General features: G+C 67.6%; 11 protein-coding genes, 2 tRNA genes and 2 pseudogenes. 4 read left to right on the top strand and 11 right to left on the bottom strand.

Annotated elements, in window-relative coordinates; genetic code table 11:
* Window positions 1-48: 48 nt before the first annotated feature.
* Window positions 49-561, top strand: a complete 513-nt coding sequence (locus BKA25_RS27545) for a hypothetical protein (RefSeq protein ID WP_236751061.1) — start codon at window positions 49-51, stop codon at window positions 559-561.
* Between the two features lie 44 nt (window positions 562-605).
* On the opposite strand, the pseudogene BKA25_RS27540 reads toward BKA25_RS27545, so the two are convergent.
* The 3 genes and pseudogenes from BKA25_RS27540 to leuC all read right to left on the bottom strand — a co-directional run.
* A pseudogene (locus tag BKA25_RS27540) lies at window positions 606-857 on the bottom strand (HU family DNA-binding protein); the annotation flags it as partial.
* 253 nt (window positions 858-1,110) lie between these two features.
* Complete coding sequence (gene leuD / locus BKA25_RS04580) at window positions 1,111-1,713, bottom strand: 3-isopropylmalate dehydratase small subunit (RefSeq protein WP_069851843.1); 603 nt, start codon at window positions 1,711-1,713, stop codon at window positions 1,111-1,113.
* A 127-nt stretch (window positions 1,714-1,840) separates the two neighbouring features.
* Complete coding sequence (gene leuC, locus BKA25_RS04575; RefSeq protein ID WP_069851844.1) at window positions 1,841-3,244, bottom strand: 3-isopropylmalate dehydratase large subunit; 1,404 nt, start codon at window positions 3,242-3,244, stop codon at window positions 1,841-1,843.
* Window positions 3,245-3,316: 72 nt separating this feature from the next.
* Here leuC and BKA25_RS04570 point away from each other — a divergent pair, with 72 nt between their 5' ends.
* Window positions 3,317-4,018, top strand: coding sequence for an IclR family transcriptional regulator (locus BKA25_RS04570; protein ID WP_069851846.1), 702 nt, complete (start codon window positions 3,317-3,319; stop codon window positions 4,016-4,018).
* 204 nt (window positions 4,019-4,222) lie between these two features.
* On the opposite strand, the gene BKA25_RS04565 is transcribed toward BKA25_RS04570, so the two are convergent.
* The 4 genes from BKA25_RS04565 to gltX all read right to left on the bottom strand — a co-directional run bounded on the left by BKA25_RS04565 (window position 4,223) and on the right by gltX (window position 6,925).
* Window positions 4,223-4,295: transfer RNA gene (locus BKA25_RS04565), tRNA-Glu, on the bottom strand.
* 78 nt (window positions 4,296-4,373) lie between these two features.
* A tRNA-Gln gene (locus BKA25_RS04560) sits at window positions 4,374-4,445 on the bottom strand.
* A 115-nt stretch (window positions 4,446-4,560) separates the two neighbouring features.
* On the bottom strand, window positions 4,561-5,292 hold the full coding sequence (locus BKA25_RS04555; protein ID WP_069851848.1) for an HAD family hydrolase: 732 nt from the start codon (window positions 5,290-5,292) through the stop codon (window positions 4,561-4,563).
* 136 nt (window positions 5,293-5,428) lie between these two features.
* Window positions 5,429-6,925 carry a glutamate--tRNA ligase gene (gene gltX / locus BKA25_RS04550; protein WP_069851849.1) on the bottom strand — a complete coding sequence of 499 codons (1,497 nt, stop codon included), beginning with the start codon at window positions 6,923-6,925 and terminating at the stop codon, window positions 5,429-5,431.
* Window positions 6,926-7,105: 180 nt separating this feature from the next.
* On the opposite strand from gltX, the gene BKA25_RS04545 reads away from it, so the two are divergent.
* Window positions 7,106-8,440 (top strand): FAD-dependent oxidoreductase, encoded by a 1,335-nt coding sequence (locus BKA25_RS04545; RefSeq protein ID WP_084643816.1) that lies wholly within the window; start codon window positions 7,106-7,108, stop codon window positions 8,438-8,440.
* A 68-nt stretch (window positions 8,441-8,508) separates the two neighbouring features.
* Here BKA25_RS04545 and BKA25_RS04540 read toward each other — a convergent pair whose 3' ends face one another.
* Together BKA25_RS04540 and cimA are read right to left on the bottom strand one after the other, a co-directional pair.
* Window positions 8,509-9,282, bottom strand: coding sequence for a fumarylacetoacetate hydrolase family protein (locus BKA25_RS04540; RefSeq protein ID WP_069851853.1), 774 nt, complete (start codon window positions 9,280-9,282; stop codon window positions 8,509-8,511).
* A gap of 52 nt (window positions 9,283-9,334) precedes the next feature.
* Window positions 9,335-10,990, bottom strand: coding sequence for a citramalate synthase (gene cimA, locus BKA25_RS04535; RefSeq protein WP_069851854.1), 1,656 nt, complete (start codon window positions 10,988-10,990; stop codon window positions 9,335-9,337).
* 282 nt (window positions 10,991-11,272) lie between these two features.
* On the opposite strand from cimA, the pseudogene BKA25_RS04530 reads away from it, so the two are divergent.
* Window positions 11,273-12,172, top strand: a pseudogene (locus BKA25_RS04530) (methyltransferase); the annotation flags it as partial.
* A gap of 220 nt (window positions 12,173-12,392) precedes the next feature.
* On the opposite strand, the gene BKA25_RS04525 reads toward BKA25_RS04530, so the two are convergent.
* Window positions 12,393-13,457: a 3-isopropylmalate dehydrogenase gene (locus tag BKA25_RS04525; RefSeq protein WP_069854032.1), complete on the bottom strand. Its 1,065-nt coding sequence runs from the start codon at window positions 13,455-13,457 to the stop codon at window positions 12,393-12,395.
* A 254-nt stretch (window positions 13,458-13,711) separates the two neighbouring features.
* On the bottom strand, window positions 13,712-17,044 hold the full coding sequence (locus tag BKA25_RS04520; protein WP_157421252.1) for a S8 family peptidase: 3,333 nt from the start codon (window positions 17,042-17,044) through the stop codon (window positions 13,712-13,714).
* Window positions 17,045-17,435: the final 391 nt, after the last annotated feature.

Raw genomic sequence — 17,435 nt, 5'->3', positions numbered from 1 at the left:
AACCGCTTGACACCGGCTGCGGTAGCACTCTGCTGTCGGATGCGGGCGGTGGGCCGCCCTTCGAGCGACCCACCGCTGGCCCGCTACTTCTTGCGGCTGCTGCTCGTCGACCGGCTCGTCGACCGGCTCGATGGCTTGGCCGCGCTCGACCGGGTGCTCGACGACTTCGTCGTGGAACTCCGGCCCGTGCTCTTCGAGGCGCCGGAGGACTTGGTCGTCGACTTCCCGGCCGTCGTCCGGCTGGTGCTGCTCGGACGAGAGGAACCGGTGGACCGGCTTCGTCCTGTCGAGCTCGAACTCGTCGACTTCGGGTTGGTGGACTTGGTGGTGCTGCGCGTCGTCGTCCTGGCGGCCGAGGACCGCGACGAGGTCGAACGCCCGCCTGCCGACGGCCTGCTCTTGCTGGAGCTGCCGGTGGTCCTGCTGCCGGTGCCCCTGGTCGTGGCGGACCGGCTGGTGGTCGACCTCGACGTCGTCTTGGAAGCGGATCCCGACCGCGACGAGGGCTTGGCCTGCGTCGTGGTCGAGGACTTGGTCGTGCCACCGGTGGAGCCACGCTGAGCGGGCACCCTCGGCAGCTTTCGGCTCCCGCCGATGACCTCCTTGAAGTTCGTCCCCGGACGGAAGGCGGGCACCGTGGTCTTCTTGACCTTGACGGCCTCGCCGGTCCTTGGGTTACGTGCCGTACGAGCGGCTCTGGCGCGCTTCTCGAAGACTCCGAACCCCGAGATGTTCACCTTGTCGCCCTTGTTGACACTACGAACGATGACGTCGACGAGTTCGTCGACCGCAGCACCCGCGGTCTTCTTGTCGCCGAGACGCTGCGAAAGCGCGTCGACGAGTTCGGCTTTGTTCACTTTCGGTCCCTCCCGAGACGAACAGTGCGCTCGCAGCCCTGGTAGCGCGAGGGGAGCCTGCTCATTCCGGCCGGCTCTGGCGTCACCGTAAGCCCGGTTTCCGACCTTCGCCACGCGTGTGACCTCGGATTTCCGTGTACCCGACGCAAGAACGACGGGCCGAGGGCGGTTCAGAGCGGGCCATGGGACCGGGAGGTCGGAAGTGAATATCGTCGGATTCCCTTGCCAAGAAAGGGAATCCGACGAACCAGCATCAACCCGACACGATGGGAAGCGTGGTGGGAAGCCGGGAAGGGCGATCCCGCTCGAAAGTGTCGATATCCGCTGCCGACCGCAAGGTGAGTGCGATGTCGTCCAGGCCCTCGAGCAGCCGCCAGCGGGTGTAGTCGTCGACGTGGAAGCGGACCGTCAGGTCCTTGGCGACGATCGTCTTCTCCTGGAGGTCGACCGTCAGTTCGGTACCGGGCTCGTTCTCCAGCAGCTTCCACAGCTGCTCGACATCGGACTGCTCGCACTGCGCCGCCAACAGCCCCGCCTTACCCGAGTTGCCCCGGAAGATGTCGGCGAAGCGCGAGGAGACCACCACGCGGAACCCGTAGTCGCCCAGCGCCCAGACGGCGTGCTCCCGTGAGGAACCGGTACCGAAGTCCGGCCCCGCCACCAAGACGCTGCCTGCGCGGTATGGCTCCTGGTTGAGCACGAAGTGTTCGTCGGACCGCCAGGCCGCGAAGAGCCCGTCGCCGAAACCGGTTCGGCTGACCCGCTTGAGATAGACAGCCGGGATGATCTGGTCTGTGTCGACGTTCGAACGCCGTAGCGGGACGCCGACACCGGTGTGTGTGGTGAACGCCTGCATCGTGAAGACCCTGTTCCTCGTTGTACGTGCATGGTCGCCGCGCCTGGCGGTGGATGGACACCGGTGCGGCCGCGAGCGGGACGGACAGCCGTCCGCGCCCGCTTCTCGAGAACCCGCCAAGGCCCCGCTAGTTCAGGTCCTCCGGCGAGGAGAGGGTGCCGCGTACTGCGGTCGCGGCCGCTACCAGCGGCGAGACCAGGTGCGTTCGACCTCCCCTGCCCTGCCTGCCCTCGAAGTTCCGGTTCGACGTCGACGCGCTGCGCTCGCCCGGCTTCAGTTGGTCGGGATTCATCCCCAGACACATCGAGCAGCCCGCAGCCCGCCATTCCGCTCCCGCAGAGGAGAAGACGTCGTGCAGCCCCTCGGCCTCGGCCTGGCTGCGCACCTTCATCGAGCCGGGCACCACCAGCATCCGTACGCCGCCCGCGACGGTCCGGCCGCGGATAACCTCCGCGGCGGCCCGCAGATCCTCGATGCGGCCGTTGGTGCAGGAGCCGAGGAACACGGTGTCCACCGGGATCTCCCGCAGCGGGGTGCCCGGTTCGAGACCCATGTACGTCAGGGCCTTCTCGGCGGCGAAGCGCTCGTTCTCGTCGGCGATGGCCTCGGGATCGGGAATCGAGGCGGACAGCGGAAGCCCCTGTCCGGGGTTGGTGCCCCAGGTGACGAACGGGGTCAGCTGGTCGGCGTCGATGACGATCTCGGCGTCGAACTCGGCGTCCTCGTCGGTTCGCAAGGTGCGCCAGTACTCGACGGCCTCATCCCACTCGGCGCCCGCCGGAGCGTGCGGCCTGCCCTGGAGGTAGGCGAAGGTCGTGTCGTCCGGCGCGATCAGACCTGCCCGCGCGCCCGCCTCGATGGACATGTTGCACACCGTCATCCTGGCTTCCATCGACAATGCCTCGATGGCGGTGCCCCGGTACTCCAGCACGTAGCCCTGTCCGCCGCCGGTGCCGAGTTCCGCGATGACGGCGAGGATGATGTCCTTGCTGGTGACGCCGGGACGCAGGGTTCCGTTGACGGTCACGGCCATCGTCTTGAACGGCCGCAGCGGCAGAGTCTGGGTGGCCAGGACGTGTTCCACCTCGGAGGTCCCGATACCCAGTGCGATAGAGCCGAAGGCGCCATGCGTCGAGGTGTGACTGTCGCCGCACACCACGGTCATGCCGGGCTGGGTCAGCCCCAACTGCGGACCGACTACGTGGACGATGCCCTGCTCCGCATCACCCATCGAGTGCAGTCGGATACCGAACTCCGCACAGTTGGCGCGCAGCGTATCGACCTGGGTCCGGGAGACGAGGTCGACGATCGGCTTGTCGATGTCCGTGGTGGGGACGTTGTGGTCCTCGGTGGCGATCGTCAGATCCGGCCTACGAACCGGACGGCCCGCGAGTCGCAACCCGTCGAATGCCTGCGGGCTGGTCACCTCGTGCACGAGATGCAGGTCGATGTAGAGCAGATCCGGTTCGTCGCCGCTGCCCTGTCGCACGATGTGCGCGTCCCACACTTTCTCGGCGAGTGTGCGAGCCATCGCTCCTCCCTCAAGAGGTCGTTGTGTCCCACCATCTGGACATCCCAGATCGCGAGAAGTTAGTATCGGTTCGTGGGACAGCATAGCGGCATCGGTGTACTGGACAAGGCGGTGGCCGTCCTCACCGCCGTGGCGGACGACCCCTGTGGGCTCGCGGAACTCTGCGCGCGGACAGGACTACCTCGCGCGACCGCGCATCGATTGGCGGTGGGGTTGGAGGTACATCGGCTGCTACGCAGAGGTGCCGACGGCCGGTGGCGCCCCGGAGCCGCGTTGAGCGAGCTGGCGGGCACGGCGAGCGATCCGCTCCTTGAGGCCTCGGCTTCCGTACTTCCCAGACTGCGGGATATCACCGGTGAGAGCGTTCAGCTCTATCGGCGCGACGGGATGCAGCGGGTGTGTATCGCCACTGCGGAACCGCCCAGCGGTCTACGCGACACCGTGCCGATCGGCAGCCGATTGTCGATGACGGCGGGCAGCGGAGCGAAGGTGTTGGCCGCCTGGGCCGATCCCGGCACCCAGCGGGCCGTCCTGGCGGACGCGGTGTACGGCGAACGCACCCTTGTCGAGGTACGACGGCGGGGTTGGGCGCAAAGCGTCGCAGAACGCGAACCAGGCGTCGCGAGCGTGTCGGCTCCGGTGCGCGACAGCGCCAGCGCGGTGATCGCGGCCATCTCGGTCTCCGGACCGGTCGATCGCATCGGTCGCAAGCCGGGGGCCCGCTGGGCGGCTGATCTGCTGGCGGCGGCCGAGGCGCTCCAGACCCGACTCTGATCTCGACCCGACGGCCGCGTCGTCCTGTGCAGGCGTGGCCGTCGGATTCGGTGTGGCGATGGTCGGCCGCCGCCTTGGGCGCGCGGCCGCCCGAGAATCAATGTAGAGACGCTGCTCACAAATACCGACTTGCGCCGATCTCGGAGACAAAAAGAAAAGGGACCGATCAGCAATTAAATGCTGATCGGTCCCTTTTCTTTACTGTAGCCCCGACGGGATTTGAACCCGCGCTACCGCCTTGAGAGGGCGGCGTCCTAGGCCGCTAGACGACGGGGCCCTAGTTATTCTCTTGTGTTGCTGTGAAAGACCCTACCACACTTGGTTTTTGCTTCCCAAATCGGTTTGTGTCTTTCAGCTGGGGTACCAGGACTCGAACCTAGACCAACAGAGCCAGAATCTGCCGTGCTGCCAATTACACCATACCCCACTGTCCCGGCGGCTGATCTCCGTCTCCGGCGACCTGCACCCCGTTCCGGTGACAGATATTAGACCACCAACACCCAAGAAGTGAAATCGGGCCACCCCAAGGTCGCCCGACGCGGTCATCGCGGGCTCGGCAATCGGGGAACGACCAGGTCAGGGAGCTCCTCAAGGCTGGAGATGACCGACACGCCCACCGGTACGCGTCGCGCTTCGCCCCGACGATCCAGCCACACGCCGTGCAGCCCGGCGCCCACCGCGCCCGATGCATCGAGGTCCAATCGGTCGCCGACGTGGACGGTCTCCTCTGGAGCCACCCCCAAGGCCTCGCACGCTGTGTGGAAGATCATGGGATCCGGCTTTCCGATGCCCAGCTCCTCGGAAATCACCAGGTGATCGAAGGCGTCGATGAGACCCACCGCACGCAACTTCTTACGTTGGTAAAGCGAGGCGGCATTGGTAATGACGGCCAGCTGCATTCCACTCGCCCGCAATGCTTCCAGGCAGGGCCAGACATCATCGAAAAGTCGCCAGGTACGGGTGATACACGACAGCCTGCGTTCCTCGCGCTCGGCGGCCTCGCTGTCATCGAGTTCCTCGCCGAGATCGGCGAAGAATGCCTTGGTGCGTTCGCGCCGCATGGTGTCGAAGTCGACCTCGCCAGCGTGATAACGGAGGTGATAGATGTCCGTGGTCCTGCGCCAAGCCGGCCAGGCATCGTCATGGCCGAGGAGCGCGGTGAGTCCCGATCTAGCCGAGGTCTCGTAGTCGACCAGGGTGTCGTCGATATCGAGGCAGACCGCTCGAATGCGTCCAGTGGGCAGGGTCACAGGCGAGGCAAGGGCAGATGTCACCCCGTGAGGTTAGGCGCGCACACCGTGCGATGAGCACGGCTGACAAGGTGATTCCGGGGCAGCTTCCTCGATACAGCCCGTGACCGGACGTAGATGAACACCGGCCGTGACCGAAATGGTCACGGCCGGTCGGGATTCACGCCGTCTTCTCGAGCGCCGAACGCAGCCTGCCCAGCGTGCGCTGCTTCCCGAGCAGCTCCATGGACTCGTACAGCGGCGGCGACACGGTCCGGCCGGTCACCGCGACCCGCACGGGCGCGAAGGCCTTCCTCGGCTTGAGACCGAGCCCGTCGACCAGAGCGGCCTTGAGCGCCTGCTCGATCGCCTCGGTCTTCCACTCCGGCAGCGCGTCCAACGCGGCGATGGACTCGGTGAGCACCGGAGCGGCGGCCGCGTCGAGCGCCTTGGCAGCGGACTCGGGTTCCGGCGCGAACTCCGCGTCGTCGACGAAGAGGAATCGCAGCATGCCGACCGCGTCGGAGAGCACCACCAGGCGCTCCTGGATCAGCGGCGCGGCGGCGGTCAGGACCTCGACCTGCTCCGCCGAGGGCTCCGAGGGCAGCAGACCACCCGTGACGAGGTACGGGGTCACCCGTCGCACGAACTCGTCGGCGGGCAGCGCACGCAGGTGCGTGGCGTTGATCGCCTCCGCCTTCTTCACATCGAAGCGGGCCGGGTTGGAGCTGACCCGGGTGATGTCGAAGGCCTCGACCATCTCCTCGCGGGAGAAGACGTCCCGGTCCTCGGCGATGGACCAGCCCAACAACGCCAGGTAGTTGAGCAGGCCCTCCGGCAGGAAGCCCCGGTCCCGGTAGTTGAACAGGTTCGACTGCGGGTCGCGCTTGGAGAGCTTGCGGTTGCCCTCGCCCTGCACCAACGGCAGGTGGCCGAACCTCGGGACGACGTCGGCGACACCGATCCGACGCAGTGCCTCGTACAACGCGATCTGCCGGGGCGTGGAGGACAGCAGGTCCTCACCACGCAGCACGTGGGTGATCTTCATCAACGCGTCGTCGACGGGGTTCACCAGCGTGTACAGCGGTTCGCCGTTGCCACGCACCAGAACCGGGTCGGGCACCGAGCCCGCCGCGAAGGTCACCTCGCCGCGAACCAGGTCGTCGAAGGTGATGTCGGTGTCGGGCATCCGAAGCCGCAGCACCGGCGAACGCCCCTCGGCGCGCAGTTCGGCGCGACGCTCCTCGGTGAGGTCGCGATCCGCTCCGTCGTAACCGAGCTTGGGGTCCCGCCCCGCGGCACGATGCCGGGCCTCGATCTCCTCGGCGGTGGAGAAGGACTCGTAGATCTCCCCGGCGGCGCGCAGCTTCTCGACCACGTCCAGGTGCAGCTCGCGCCGCTGACTCTGTCGGTACGGGCCGTGCTCGCCGCCGACCTCGGGGCCCTCGTCCCAGTCCAGGCCCAGCCAACGCATGGCATCCAACAACGCCAGGTAGGACTCCTCGGAGTCTCGTGCCGCGTCGGTGTCCTCGATGCGGAACACCAGCGAGCCCTGGTTGTGCCTGGCGAACGCCCAGTTGAACAGGGCGGTCCGGATCAGGCCGACGTGTGGGGTGCCGGTCGGCGACGGGCAGAAGCGGACGCGGACAGCTGCGGGGCTGGTCTGAGGCTCAGTCATAACCCGATCAGCCTATCCACCTCGGTCGAGGTTGACAGCACCGCTAGGCGGGAGGAATCTGAAGTTATTCAACAGTCGTTGAAATAAGAACGAGAGCGGTTGCGGAACCACTCGACCGGCCTGGCGATAGCCCGTCGTCGGTCCCGCCACGGTCCCGGACCCATGATCGAGGAGGAGACGATGGCGTCGAAATCCACCGCACCCCGAACCGAGACGACCACCTGCGTCGTGGTCGGTGGCGGACCGGCGGGCATGATGCTGGGCCTGCTGCTGGCCAGAGCGGGGATCGCCGTGACCGTGTTGGAGAAGCACGGCGACTTCCTTCGTGACTTCCGGGGCGACACCGTGCACCCGTCGACGTTGACCGTGCTGGACGAGCTCGGCCTGATCGATCGATTCAAAACGCTGCCGCAGCGCCGGGTGAACACCGCGAAGGTGGTGCTGGACCAAGGGGTGGGGCCGATCGGCGACCTCAATCAGATTCCCGGCAAATACAAGTACATCGCCCTGGTGCCCCAATGGGACTTTCTGGATCTACTCGCCGACGTCGCGGCCGAGGAACCCGGCTTCGATCTCCGGATGAACACCGAGTTCGTCGACGTACTGCGCGAGGCAGGCCAGGTCCACGGTGTGCGCTATCGAGATGCGACCGGAGAGGGCGAGATACGGGCCGACCTCGTGGTGGCCTGTGACGGCCGTTCATCGTCGGTCCGCAAGGCCGTCGGACTCGTGCCGAGGGAGTTCGGCGTGCCGATCGACGTGTTGTGGTTCCGCCTTCCCCGCACCGAATCCGATCCGACCGGCGTGCTCGGCCGGTTCAGTATCGGCGAGGGCATCGCGATGATCGACCGAGGCGACTATTGGCAGTGCGGCTATCTGATTCCGAAGGGCAGTGAGGCCGAGCTGCGCGCTTCCGACATCGAGGATTTCCGATCTCGAATCGGCAGGCTGATCCCTTGGCTTGCCGATCGGGCCGATGAGGTCTCGTCGTTCGACGACCTCGCAACACTGGTGGTGCGGCTCAATCGGCTACGACGCTGGCACGCGCCGGGAGTGCTCTGCATCGGTGATGCGGCGCATGCCATGTCTCCCGTCGGCGGCGTCGGCATCAACCTGGCGATACAGGATGCCGTGGCGACTGCGCGCCTGCTGGCGCCCGCACTGCGACTGCGCAAACCGACCGTGCGCGATCTGGCCAAGGTCCGCAGACGGCGAGTCATGCCTGCCCGGATCGTGCAGGGCATCCAACGGCGAATCCATCGCAACATGCTGCCCTCGCCAAGCTCGAAGGCTCGCGCTCAACGCACAGACGGGCGAATGCCCGCCCCATTCCGATTGATGCTTCGATTCCCATTTCTACAGGCCATCCCCGCATACCTGGTCGGGATCGGTCCGAGGCCGGAGCATGCGCCGCGCTTCGCCCGCAGGCAGCCGCATCGAGGCCACGCCGGAGATCCCGCGCCCCGACCCCGCGATGCCGAGCAGGACCAGGAGCCGTCCCGCACCGCCGACTAGACCCAGCCACCGCCGAGGCGAGCACAACCGTGCAACACGGTCCTGCTCGCTCGGCGGCGCCGGACGAATCAGCGCGCGACCACCGGGTTTCGCAGCGTCCCCAGGCCCGCGATGGAGATCGAGACCGTCTGACCGGGCTTCATCGGGCCCACGCCCGCAGGCGTGCCGGTGAGGATGACGTCGCCGGGCAGCAAAGTCATCACCCGCGAGATCCAGGCGACGAGCGTCGGCAGGTCGTGCACGAGGTTCGCCGTGGTGGAATCCTGCTGCACCGCACCATCGAGCTCGGTGCGAATGCGCAGGTCCGACGGGTCGACGGTGGTGTCGATCCAGGGGCCGAGCGGACAGAACGTGTCGTGTCCCTTGCCTCGGGTCCACTGGCCGTCCGCACGCTGCTGGTCTCGCGCCGTGACGTCGTTGGCGATCGTGTAACCGAGGATGACGTCCTTGGCCTTGGCGGGCGACACATCCCGGCAGGGCATGCCGATGACCGCGGCCAACTCGCCCTCGAAGTCCACCTGCTCCGAGTCGGCGGGCAGCCTGATGCTCGCGCCCGGCCCGACCACCGAGGTCGAGGGCTTGAGGAAGATCACCGGGCTGGCCGGTGCCTCGCCGCCCATCTCCTTGGCGTGGTCCGCATAGTTCTTCCCGACACAGATCACCTTGCTCGGCAGGATCGGGGCCAATACCCGGACATCCGCCAGCGGCCATTTGCGGCCGGTGTAGGTCGGGTCGCCGAACGGGTGCTCCGCGATCTCCGCCGCGACCTGGTCCGTGTCCGGCTCGCCCTCGATCGAGACGAAGGCCACTCCCTGGGGATGGGCGATACGGCCGATACGCACGGACAACCTCCTGCTGCTGCTGTTTGGGACGTCCCCACTCTAGACGGGCAGGTCAGCGGACCTTGGCCTCCTGCCGGGATGCCCGATGCACCAGGGCGTCGCACAGGGCCAGCCAGCTCGCCTCGACGATGTTGCCGTGCACGCCGACCGTGGTCCATTTCCCCGCGCCGTCGCCGGAATCGACCAGTACGCGGGTGACCGCGTCGGTGCCGTGCTCGCCGGAGAGGATGCGCACCTTGTAGTCCAGCAGCCGCACCTCGCTCAGCCAGGGCAGGTACGGCGTCAGAGCCGCCCGCAAGGCCGCATCCAGGGCGTTGACGGGTCCGGTGCCCTCGGCGGTGGCGATCACCCGCTCGCCGTCGACGTGCAGTCGGACCGTGGCCTCGGCGACGACCGTGCCGTCGGCGGCGTGATCGAGCACCACCCGGTACGACTCCAGGGTGAACGGCTGAACCCGGCCCGTTGTGGTCGCCGCATCCTCGGCCGAGCCTGCGGACGCACCGTCGAGTTCCTCCCGGAGGAGCAATTCCAACGATGCGTCCGCCGCCTCGAACGACCAGCCGCCTGCCTCCAACTCCTTGACCCGCCGCACGACCCGGCCCACCGCCTCCGGATTGTCGGTCAGGTCCAGGCCGAACTCGCGGCCCTTGAGTTCGAGGCTGGCTCGGCCGGCCATCTCGGTCACCAACACCCGCATGCCGTTGCCGACCTCGGAGGGCTCCATGTGGTTGTAGAGCTCCGGATCCACCTTGATCGCACTCGCGTGCAGGCCCGCCTTGTGGGCGAAGGCCGACGACCCGACATACGCCTGATGGGCGTCGGGAGCGAGGTTGGCGATTTCGGCGAGCGCGTGCGAGACCGGGGTCAACTCCGCCAGCTTCCCCTCCGGGAGAACCGGCATACCGAGCTTGGTCACGAGGTTGCCGATCACCGGGAACAGATCGGCGTTGCCCGCCCGCTCCCCATAGCCGTTCGCGGTGCACTGCACGTGGGTGACCCCGGCCTGTACTGCGGCGATGGTGTTGGCCACCGCGCAAGCCGTGTCGTCCTGGCAATGGATTCCCAACCGGAAACCGGTGCGGGCGCTCACCTCGGTCACCGTCTCGGCCAGGCCGGTCGGCAGGCTGCCGCCGTTGGTGTCGCACAACACGGCCACATCGGCGCCACCGAGCACGGCGGCCTCCAGGACGCGCAGCGCGCAGTCCGGGTCGAAGGCGTAGCCGTCGAAGAAGTGTTCGGCGTCGACGAACACCCGGCGTCCCTCGGCGACCAGCAGGGAGACCGTGTCGCGGACCATAGCGCAGTTCTCCTCGACGTCGGTGCGCAACGCCCGCTCGATGTGTCTGCGGTCGGACTTGGCCACCAGGGTGATCACCGGCGCCTTCGAATCCAGCAGCGCCCGGACCTGCGGGTCCTCGGCAGCAGTCGAGCCTGCTCGCCGGGTGGAGCCGAAGGCGACCAGCGCGGCGTGGCGCAGTTCCAGCTCTCCCTCGGCCGCCCTGGCGAAGAACTCGGTGTCCTTGGGCAGCGCACCGGGCCAACCACCCTCGATGAATCCGACGCCGAGGGAGTCCAGCAGTCTGGCGACGGTGAGTTTGTCGGTCACCGAGTACGAGATGCCCTCGCGCTGTGCGCCGTCGCGCAGCGTCGTGTCGTAGAGGTGGAAGGCATCGCCGAGCGGGGTGGCTGCCGGAACGGTGCGGAACACGGAGAAGACTCCTCTGGCGCGGGAAACTGGCGTGGGACGAGTACTGGGACAAACAAAAAGACCCCCCGCGAATGCGAGAGGTCTGCGCGTCGGGTGCTGGTGGGAGCACTCCCCGACGCGCTAGGCGATAATGATCATGCCGCGATGAGTCACGACGCGATGATGCCACGGCGACGGGTCCGGTCCAAGCCCTAGGACTGATTCGTCCGCATGCTGGGAAGAACCCACCCGTTCGAATGAAGTATCCAGCGGCGACGCGAAGGACGAGGTCGCTTCTGCCGAGTGCCGCGCCGGCTACCGTCGGGCCATGGACTCCTCAGCATCGGCACCCTCGATTCGCGACCTGGCCGATCTGGCCACCCCCATGGCATCCGAGTGGCCGCGACACTCGGATGGGCCGATCACGCCGGAAGCTCGGGTGCAACAGCCGAGCAACTCGCCGCCGCCAGCGGTGCCGAGCAGGCGGCCATCACAACGCTGCTAGGACATCTGGTGACGATCGGCGTCTTCGAGCTCGACCCCGTCTCGAACCGCTATCGGCCCACCGCGTTGGGCGCCCAACTCGCCCGGGACTCGCCGGAGGGCCTGCGGCCCTTATTCGACATCAACAGCGCGGGCGGGCGCGCCGAACTGGCCTTCGTCGAGCTGCTCACGACGATCACCACCGGATCCGCCGCCTATCCGCACCGCTACGGACGCGACTTCTGGGCCGACCTGGACACCGAACCGACGTTGCGGCGCTCGTTCGACGCCCAGATGAGCTGGCGTTTCCAAACCATGGCGCCGCAGATCGCGCAACGCTACGACTGGAGCCGATTCACGACGATCCTCGACGTCGGTGGCGGCGATGGCAATGTGCTCGCCGCGATCCTGCACGCACATCCCGAACTACGTGGGCAGGTTCTGGATCTCGCACCGACGGCGGCCGCAGCCACGCAACGATTCACCGAGTCCGGGCTCGACGACCGGGCCCGCGCGGTCTCCGGAAGCTTCTTCGATCCGCTGCCGACGGGCGCCGACGCCTATCTGCTCTGCGACATCCTGCATGACTGGGACGACGAACACGCCCGCCGAATCCTGGCCGCCTGTGGCCGCGCCGCCGCGCCGGGCGGGACCGTGGTGGTCATCGAACCCATCCTGGGGCGCGGGGTCGACACCGCGATCAACCTGTTCATGCTGATGTGCTTCGGCGGTCGCGAACGAACGGTCGACGAGTTGAGCGCGGTCGCCGCAGGCGCGGGCTCACTCTGCTCCGCAGCATCCCGGTCGCCGACGGGCGCACGGCCCTGGAGTTCGCCGTCGCACCGGCGACGGCGGGCGTCCTGGACTGACGAAGCCCGCCCGGAGACGACCGTGGGGCCGCCCACCGACTGGCGGACGGCCCCACGACAACGGCTTGGGATCAGACCGAGGGCGGCAACGAGACCGGTCGCTCCGGACGGATGTTCGACGAGACCAATGCGGCCAGCCGATCGCCGATCGCGTAGGTCGCGCCTGGCGAGGCGTGGTCCCTGGTGGCCAGGTCGAACGCCACCGAGGCCTCGATGCGCTTCGCGGCCTCCGACATGCCCAGGTGGTCGAGCAGCAACGCGACCGACAGCACTGCCGCCGTCGGGTCGGCGATGCCCTGACCCGCGATGTCCGGCGCGCTGCCGTGCACCGGCTCGAACATGCTCGGATTGCGGCGAGTCACATCGAGGTTGCCGCTGGCCGCGAGGCCGATGCCGCCGGTGATCGCGGCAGCCAGGTCGGTGAGGATGTCGCCGAACAGGTTGTCCGTGACGATGACGTCGTACCGAGACGGGTCCGTCACCATATGGATCGTCACTGAATCGACGTGCTGATAGCTGACCGTCACCTCTGGGTGCTGAAGAGAGACCTCTTCCACGATCCGCGACCACAACGAACCCGCATGGGTGAGCACATTGGTCTTGTGGACCAGCGTGAGGTGCCTGCGCGGTCGTGCTGCCGCCCTGGCGAAGGCGTCGCGCACCACCCGTTCCACGCCGAACGACGTGTTGATCGAGACCTCGGTGGCCACCTCGTGCGGGGTGTCCTTGCGCAGCAGGCCGCCGTTGCCCGCGTACAGGCCCTCGGTCCCCTCCCGCACCACGAGCATGTCGACCTCGCTGGGGTCGGCCAGCGGGCTTCGCACCCCGGGGTACAACCGGGCGGGGCGCAGGTTCACATGGTGATCGAGCTCGAAACGCAACCGAAGCAGCAGACCTCGTTCGAGGATGCCGCTGGGCACCGACGGGTCTCCGACCGCCCCGAGCAGGATCGCGTCGTGTTGGCGCAGCTCGCCCAACACCGACTCCGGCAGTAGTTCGCCGGTGGCGTGCCACCGGGCGGCGCCGAGGTCGTAACGCACGATCTCCGCGTCTGGGACAACTTCACCGAGCACCTTCAATGCCTCGGCGATAACCTCGGGCCCGATCCCGTCGCCTGGGATCACAGCGAGCCGCATCCGTGCACCTCCCTGGTAAAGATCCCACTGAACGGGACCAGTTCGTTCGAGCAGGCTACCGCTCTCGGATCGATACTCCACATGGCGGCAGGCTCTCGACAATGATCTTTCCCGTACTGCGGGACGCCCATTCAGGTGAACACCACTCGAACGGCCTAAAAGTGCTGGAGAAGGGCGATGCCCCGACCTGGTGGGCCGGGGCATCGCTTCCGCACTGCGGCGCCGGTCTGGGCGCCGATCCGCGAATCGATCGATCAGTTGGTGAACACGGGCGGGGTGCTGCCGGTCGGCACCACCTGCGAGCGATCCCCACTGATGTTGTGGTGGTGCAGGACGAGCAGTCGCGCGTCCTCGGCGGCCGTCTCCAGGTTGCGGTTGACCACCAGCGCGGTACCGGGCCGGGACTCGTAGGAGAGCGCGGCGTCCCCGCCGCCCTGAGTCCAGAGACCGGGCTGGACGGCATCGAAGGTCATCGGCTCGTCGATGTGATCGACGAGGCCCTCCGGATCGCCCGGCGCCGCGTAGTAGCCGCTGACGCCCACGGTGTAGGAGATCGGCGCCGACTCGGCCGCCGGGTCGATGCCCAACGCCGTCAACGCCACCGGCAGGACCAGCACGTTGGTGTCGAAGACGTTGGTGTCCACGTCGCCGAGCTGCCCGTTGATCGGCTGCACGTCGACCACCGGGTTGCCCTCGGTGTTGAGGTCGACGGTCGCGGCCACCAGCACATCACTGTCGGTGTACTTCGTGACATAGGTCTCGAAGTCCGGCACCCCGTCGCCGTCCACATCGATGTCGACGAACGGAACGGTGTTGCTGCCGATGTTGTACCAGTTGCTCCAGGTCGAGATCCCGAAGGCGAGCAGCGCCGACTCCGGGTCACCCTGCAGCACCGCCAACGGCGCGGTGGAGGTGGCACCGACCTGACGCAGGTCACCGCCCTTGGCAGTCTCGTTGATCGTGCAGCCCAAGGACTGATCACCCACGCACTCCGGAAGCCGGTCGCTCTCCCCGTGGAGTTCCAGGACACTGATCAGCGAGCGGTACGCCTCGTCGCCCTCGCCCTGGGACACACCGCGTCCCCGCAGGTTCAGCACCGCCTGTTCGGAGCCCTCCGGCAGCCGCAGCCATGCCGACGCCTCGATGTCGGAGACGGGCTTCGGCGCGGAGTGCACCGGAACCCGCAGCGGCACCGAGGACCCGCTCTCCGGGGTGAACACGATCCGCCCCGAGGCGTCCGCGAGGAACTGCCGCGCCTCGCCACCCTGCTCCTTCTCCAGCGTCTCGTCGGCCGTCTTGCGCAGCGCGGCCGGGTCGTCGATGGACAGGGTCACGGTGATCCGGGCGATGCCACGCGGGCTGAGCGTCACCGACTCGCGGTCCAGCACGTAGCTGACGCCGGGGATCTCGGTGGCGGGCTGGTAGGAGACCGCCATCGTGGTTCGGCGGGTGCCCTTGTTGATCAGCTTGATCGTCTTGGTCTGCGCGAGCGGCCCGTCGACCTCGACGGTGCCGTAGGAGACGCTGACCTGTCCCGGGTCGTCCTCGACCATGGCCAACACCTGGTTGTCCAGCGCCGCCAACGCGTCGATGCGACCGGAACCGACCCGGTTGGGCGCGTGCACGATGCCGTCGGGACCGGTGGTGATGTCCGCACCCGCCGTGTTCATCAGCGCGGCCTTGATCTCCTCGGGAGTCCAGTCCGGATGCTCCTCGCGGAGCAGCGCGGCGATTCCCGTGGTGTGCGGTGCGGCCATGGAGGTTCCGCTGATCACCAGCGTCCCGTCGCCACTACCGGACAGCGCCGAGGCGATCGTGTCGCCGGGAGCACTGATATCCGGCTTCACGCTCGGGCCTCGGCCACCGCGCGAGGTGAAGGAGCTCGGGGTGTCGGCGAGGGTCTCGTCGACGGTCGGCACCGAGGTCCGCAGCTCGCCTGCGAGTCGGATCTCAAGGGTGCCGTCCTCGACTGCGGGGCGGACCTTCTCGGTCGCCGTGCCGGTGAGCTGCACGACCGGGATGACCGCGTTACCCGCGATGCCTGCGCTGAACTGGTCGAGGCTGGAGGAGAAGATCGCGCCGACCGCGCCCGCGTTCGAGGCATTGTCGGTGCGTCCGCCGGAGCCACACCGCCGCGTGACGTCGTCGTCGTCCCATTCCAGCCACGCGATCTTGCCCTCGACCAGCGCCGCGTCCGCCTCCGAGAACGGATCGCAACCGTCGAGGTTGGACTCCTCGGACAGCGCGACCACCGGGGCGGTGAGGTCGAGCCCGGCGTAGTCGGGGTAGCTCTGGCTGTACTGGCCGGGTTCCGTACCCGCCACGGACTCGGGTGCGATCACCTCGGCACCGTCGCGGACCACCGAGGCGTCGCGGCTGCTGGCCACGGTCAACGCCTCGGGGGTGTTGCCCGGCGAACCGCCGACGTCGAACAGGTCGCCGCCGTTACCGCCGGAGAAGACCGTGACCACGCCGTGCTGGTTGAGCTTGCGGACGAAGAGGCTGGCCGGGTCGTCCGGCGCGCCGAAGTTGCTGCCGAGCGAGAGGTTGACCACGTCGAGGCGGTCGGTGAAGTCGCCGTCGCGGTCCGGGTCCAGGGTCCAGTCCAGGCCCGCGGAGGTGACGTCGGTGGATCCTTCGCAGCCGAAGACCTTGATCGCGTAGATCTGGGCGCCGGGAGCGGTTCCGGGACCGATCCGCATCTCGCCGACGGTCTCGTCGTCGAGTTCGGTGTAGTCGCCGGTGAAGGTGCTCCCGTCGCCGTTCACCCCGAAGCCCGCCGCCGTGCCTGCGACGTGCGTGCCGTGGGTGCCGCAGGAGATCGGGTTGTCGTCCGGCTTCGGCGTAGCCAGGTCCGGGTCGTCGCTGGAGGCGTCGTAGTCGTCGCCGACCAGGTCGGTACCGCCGACGACCTTGTCGGTCGGGAAGTACTCGGCGTCGATCGTCGTCCGGTCGATCGCCTCGTAGGCCTCGGCGGTGCCGGGGCCACCGAAGGTGGCGTGCGTGTAGTCGACGCCATCATCGATGATCCCGATCCGCATGTCCTCGCCGTAACGACCGGTCTGTTCCCAGGTCGGCAGCGTGTTCGTGAGCTGGATCGCGCTGGCGTTGGCCGGTTCGTGTCGAACCAGCGGGCGGATCGAGCGGACGTCGGAACGCTGAGCCAGCTCGCGAATCGAGTCGGCGTCGGCGCGGACGGCGACACCGGGAACGGCGTTGACGGTCTCGTAGAGCACCTCGGTCGCCCGGTCCGAACCAGACAGATCCGAGACCACGACCTCGGCCGTGGCCAGCGTCGCGGCCTTGGCCTCCTCTGCCGCCTCGCCCGCCGCACTGGCGCTGGCTCCGGCTGCCTGCTCCTCCATGAAGACATCGACGGCGGGAGCGTTCTCCAGCTCGATGAAGGCGCCGATCCGCCCCTGGGCCTCCGCGAGGCTCGGCGCGAGACCGGAAAGCCGGTTCTCCGTCGACAGTCCGTCGGCCGTCGGCACCGGGGGCGCCAGTGGTTGATCCTGTGCCGTCGCGCTGCCCACCACTCCGGTGGTCAGGACCACGGCCAGTGCCGCCGCAGCGGATCTGGTGGTCATTCTTCGACTTCGCGTCACTGCTGTGCCCTCACTCGGAAGACCTGTCTCCGACCATGCCGAGTGCTTCCGGCGAGCGCATCCACGTGAGTACGTCCCCCATCGCATTCTGCGTCTCTCACCGCGCGCTTCGGCCGACCCGTTCGAAAGCGAGGCACGGTGGGTTCGACTCGGCTCGGCGCTACGAACATCGCTGCGCCTGGTCCGCCTTCTTCCTGGGAATTTAACGCGACACCACACCGAACCGGTTACTCCTTTTGGATGAACACCGGGCCACTGCGGACAGATTTATCGGGGATATTTACCAGGTTCATGACTCAGGGTGTTGGTTTTTCACCGATATACCCCCAAGTCGGTGGTCAGCAGCGTCAACCGTTGCCGAACGCCGACGACT

The sequence above is a fragment of the Actinoalloteichus hymeniacidonis genome (assembly GCF_014203365.1).
Lineage (GTDB): Bacteria > Actinomycetota > Actinomycetes > Mycobacteriales > Pseudonocardiaceae > Actinoalloteichus_A > Actinoalloteichus_A hymeniacidonis.
The sequence above is the reverse complement of the archived record's forward strand: the minus strand, read 5'-3'. Positions and strand labels throughout refer to the sequence as shown.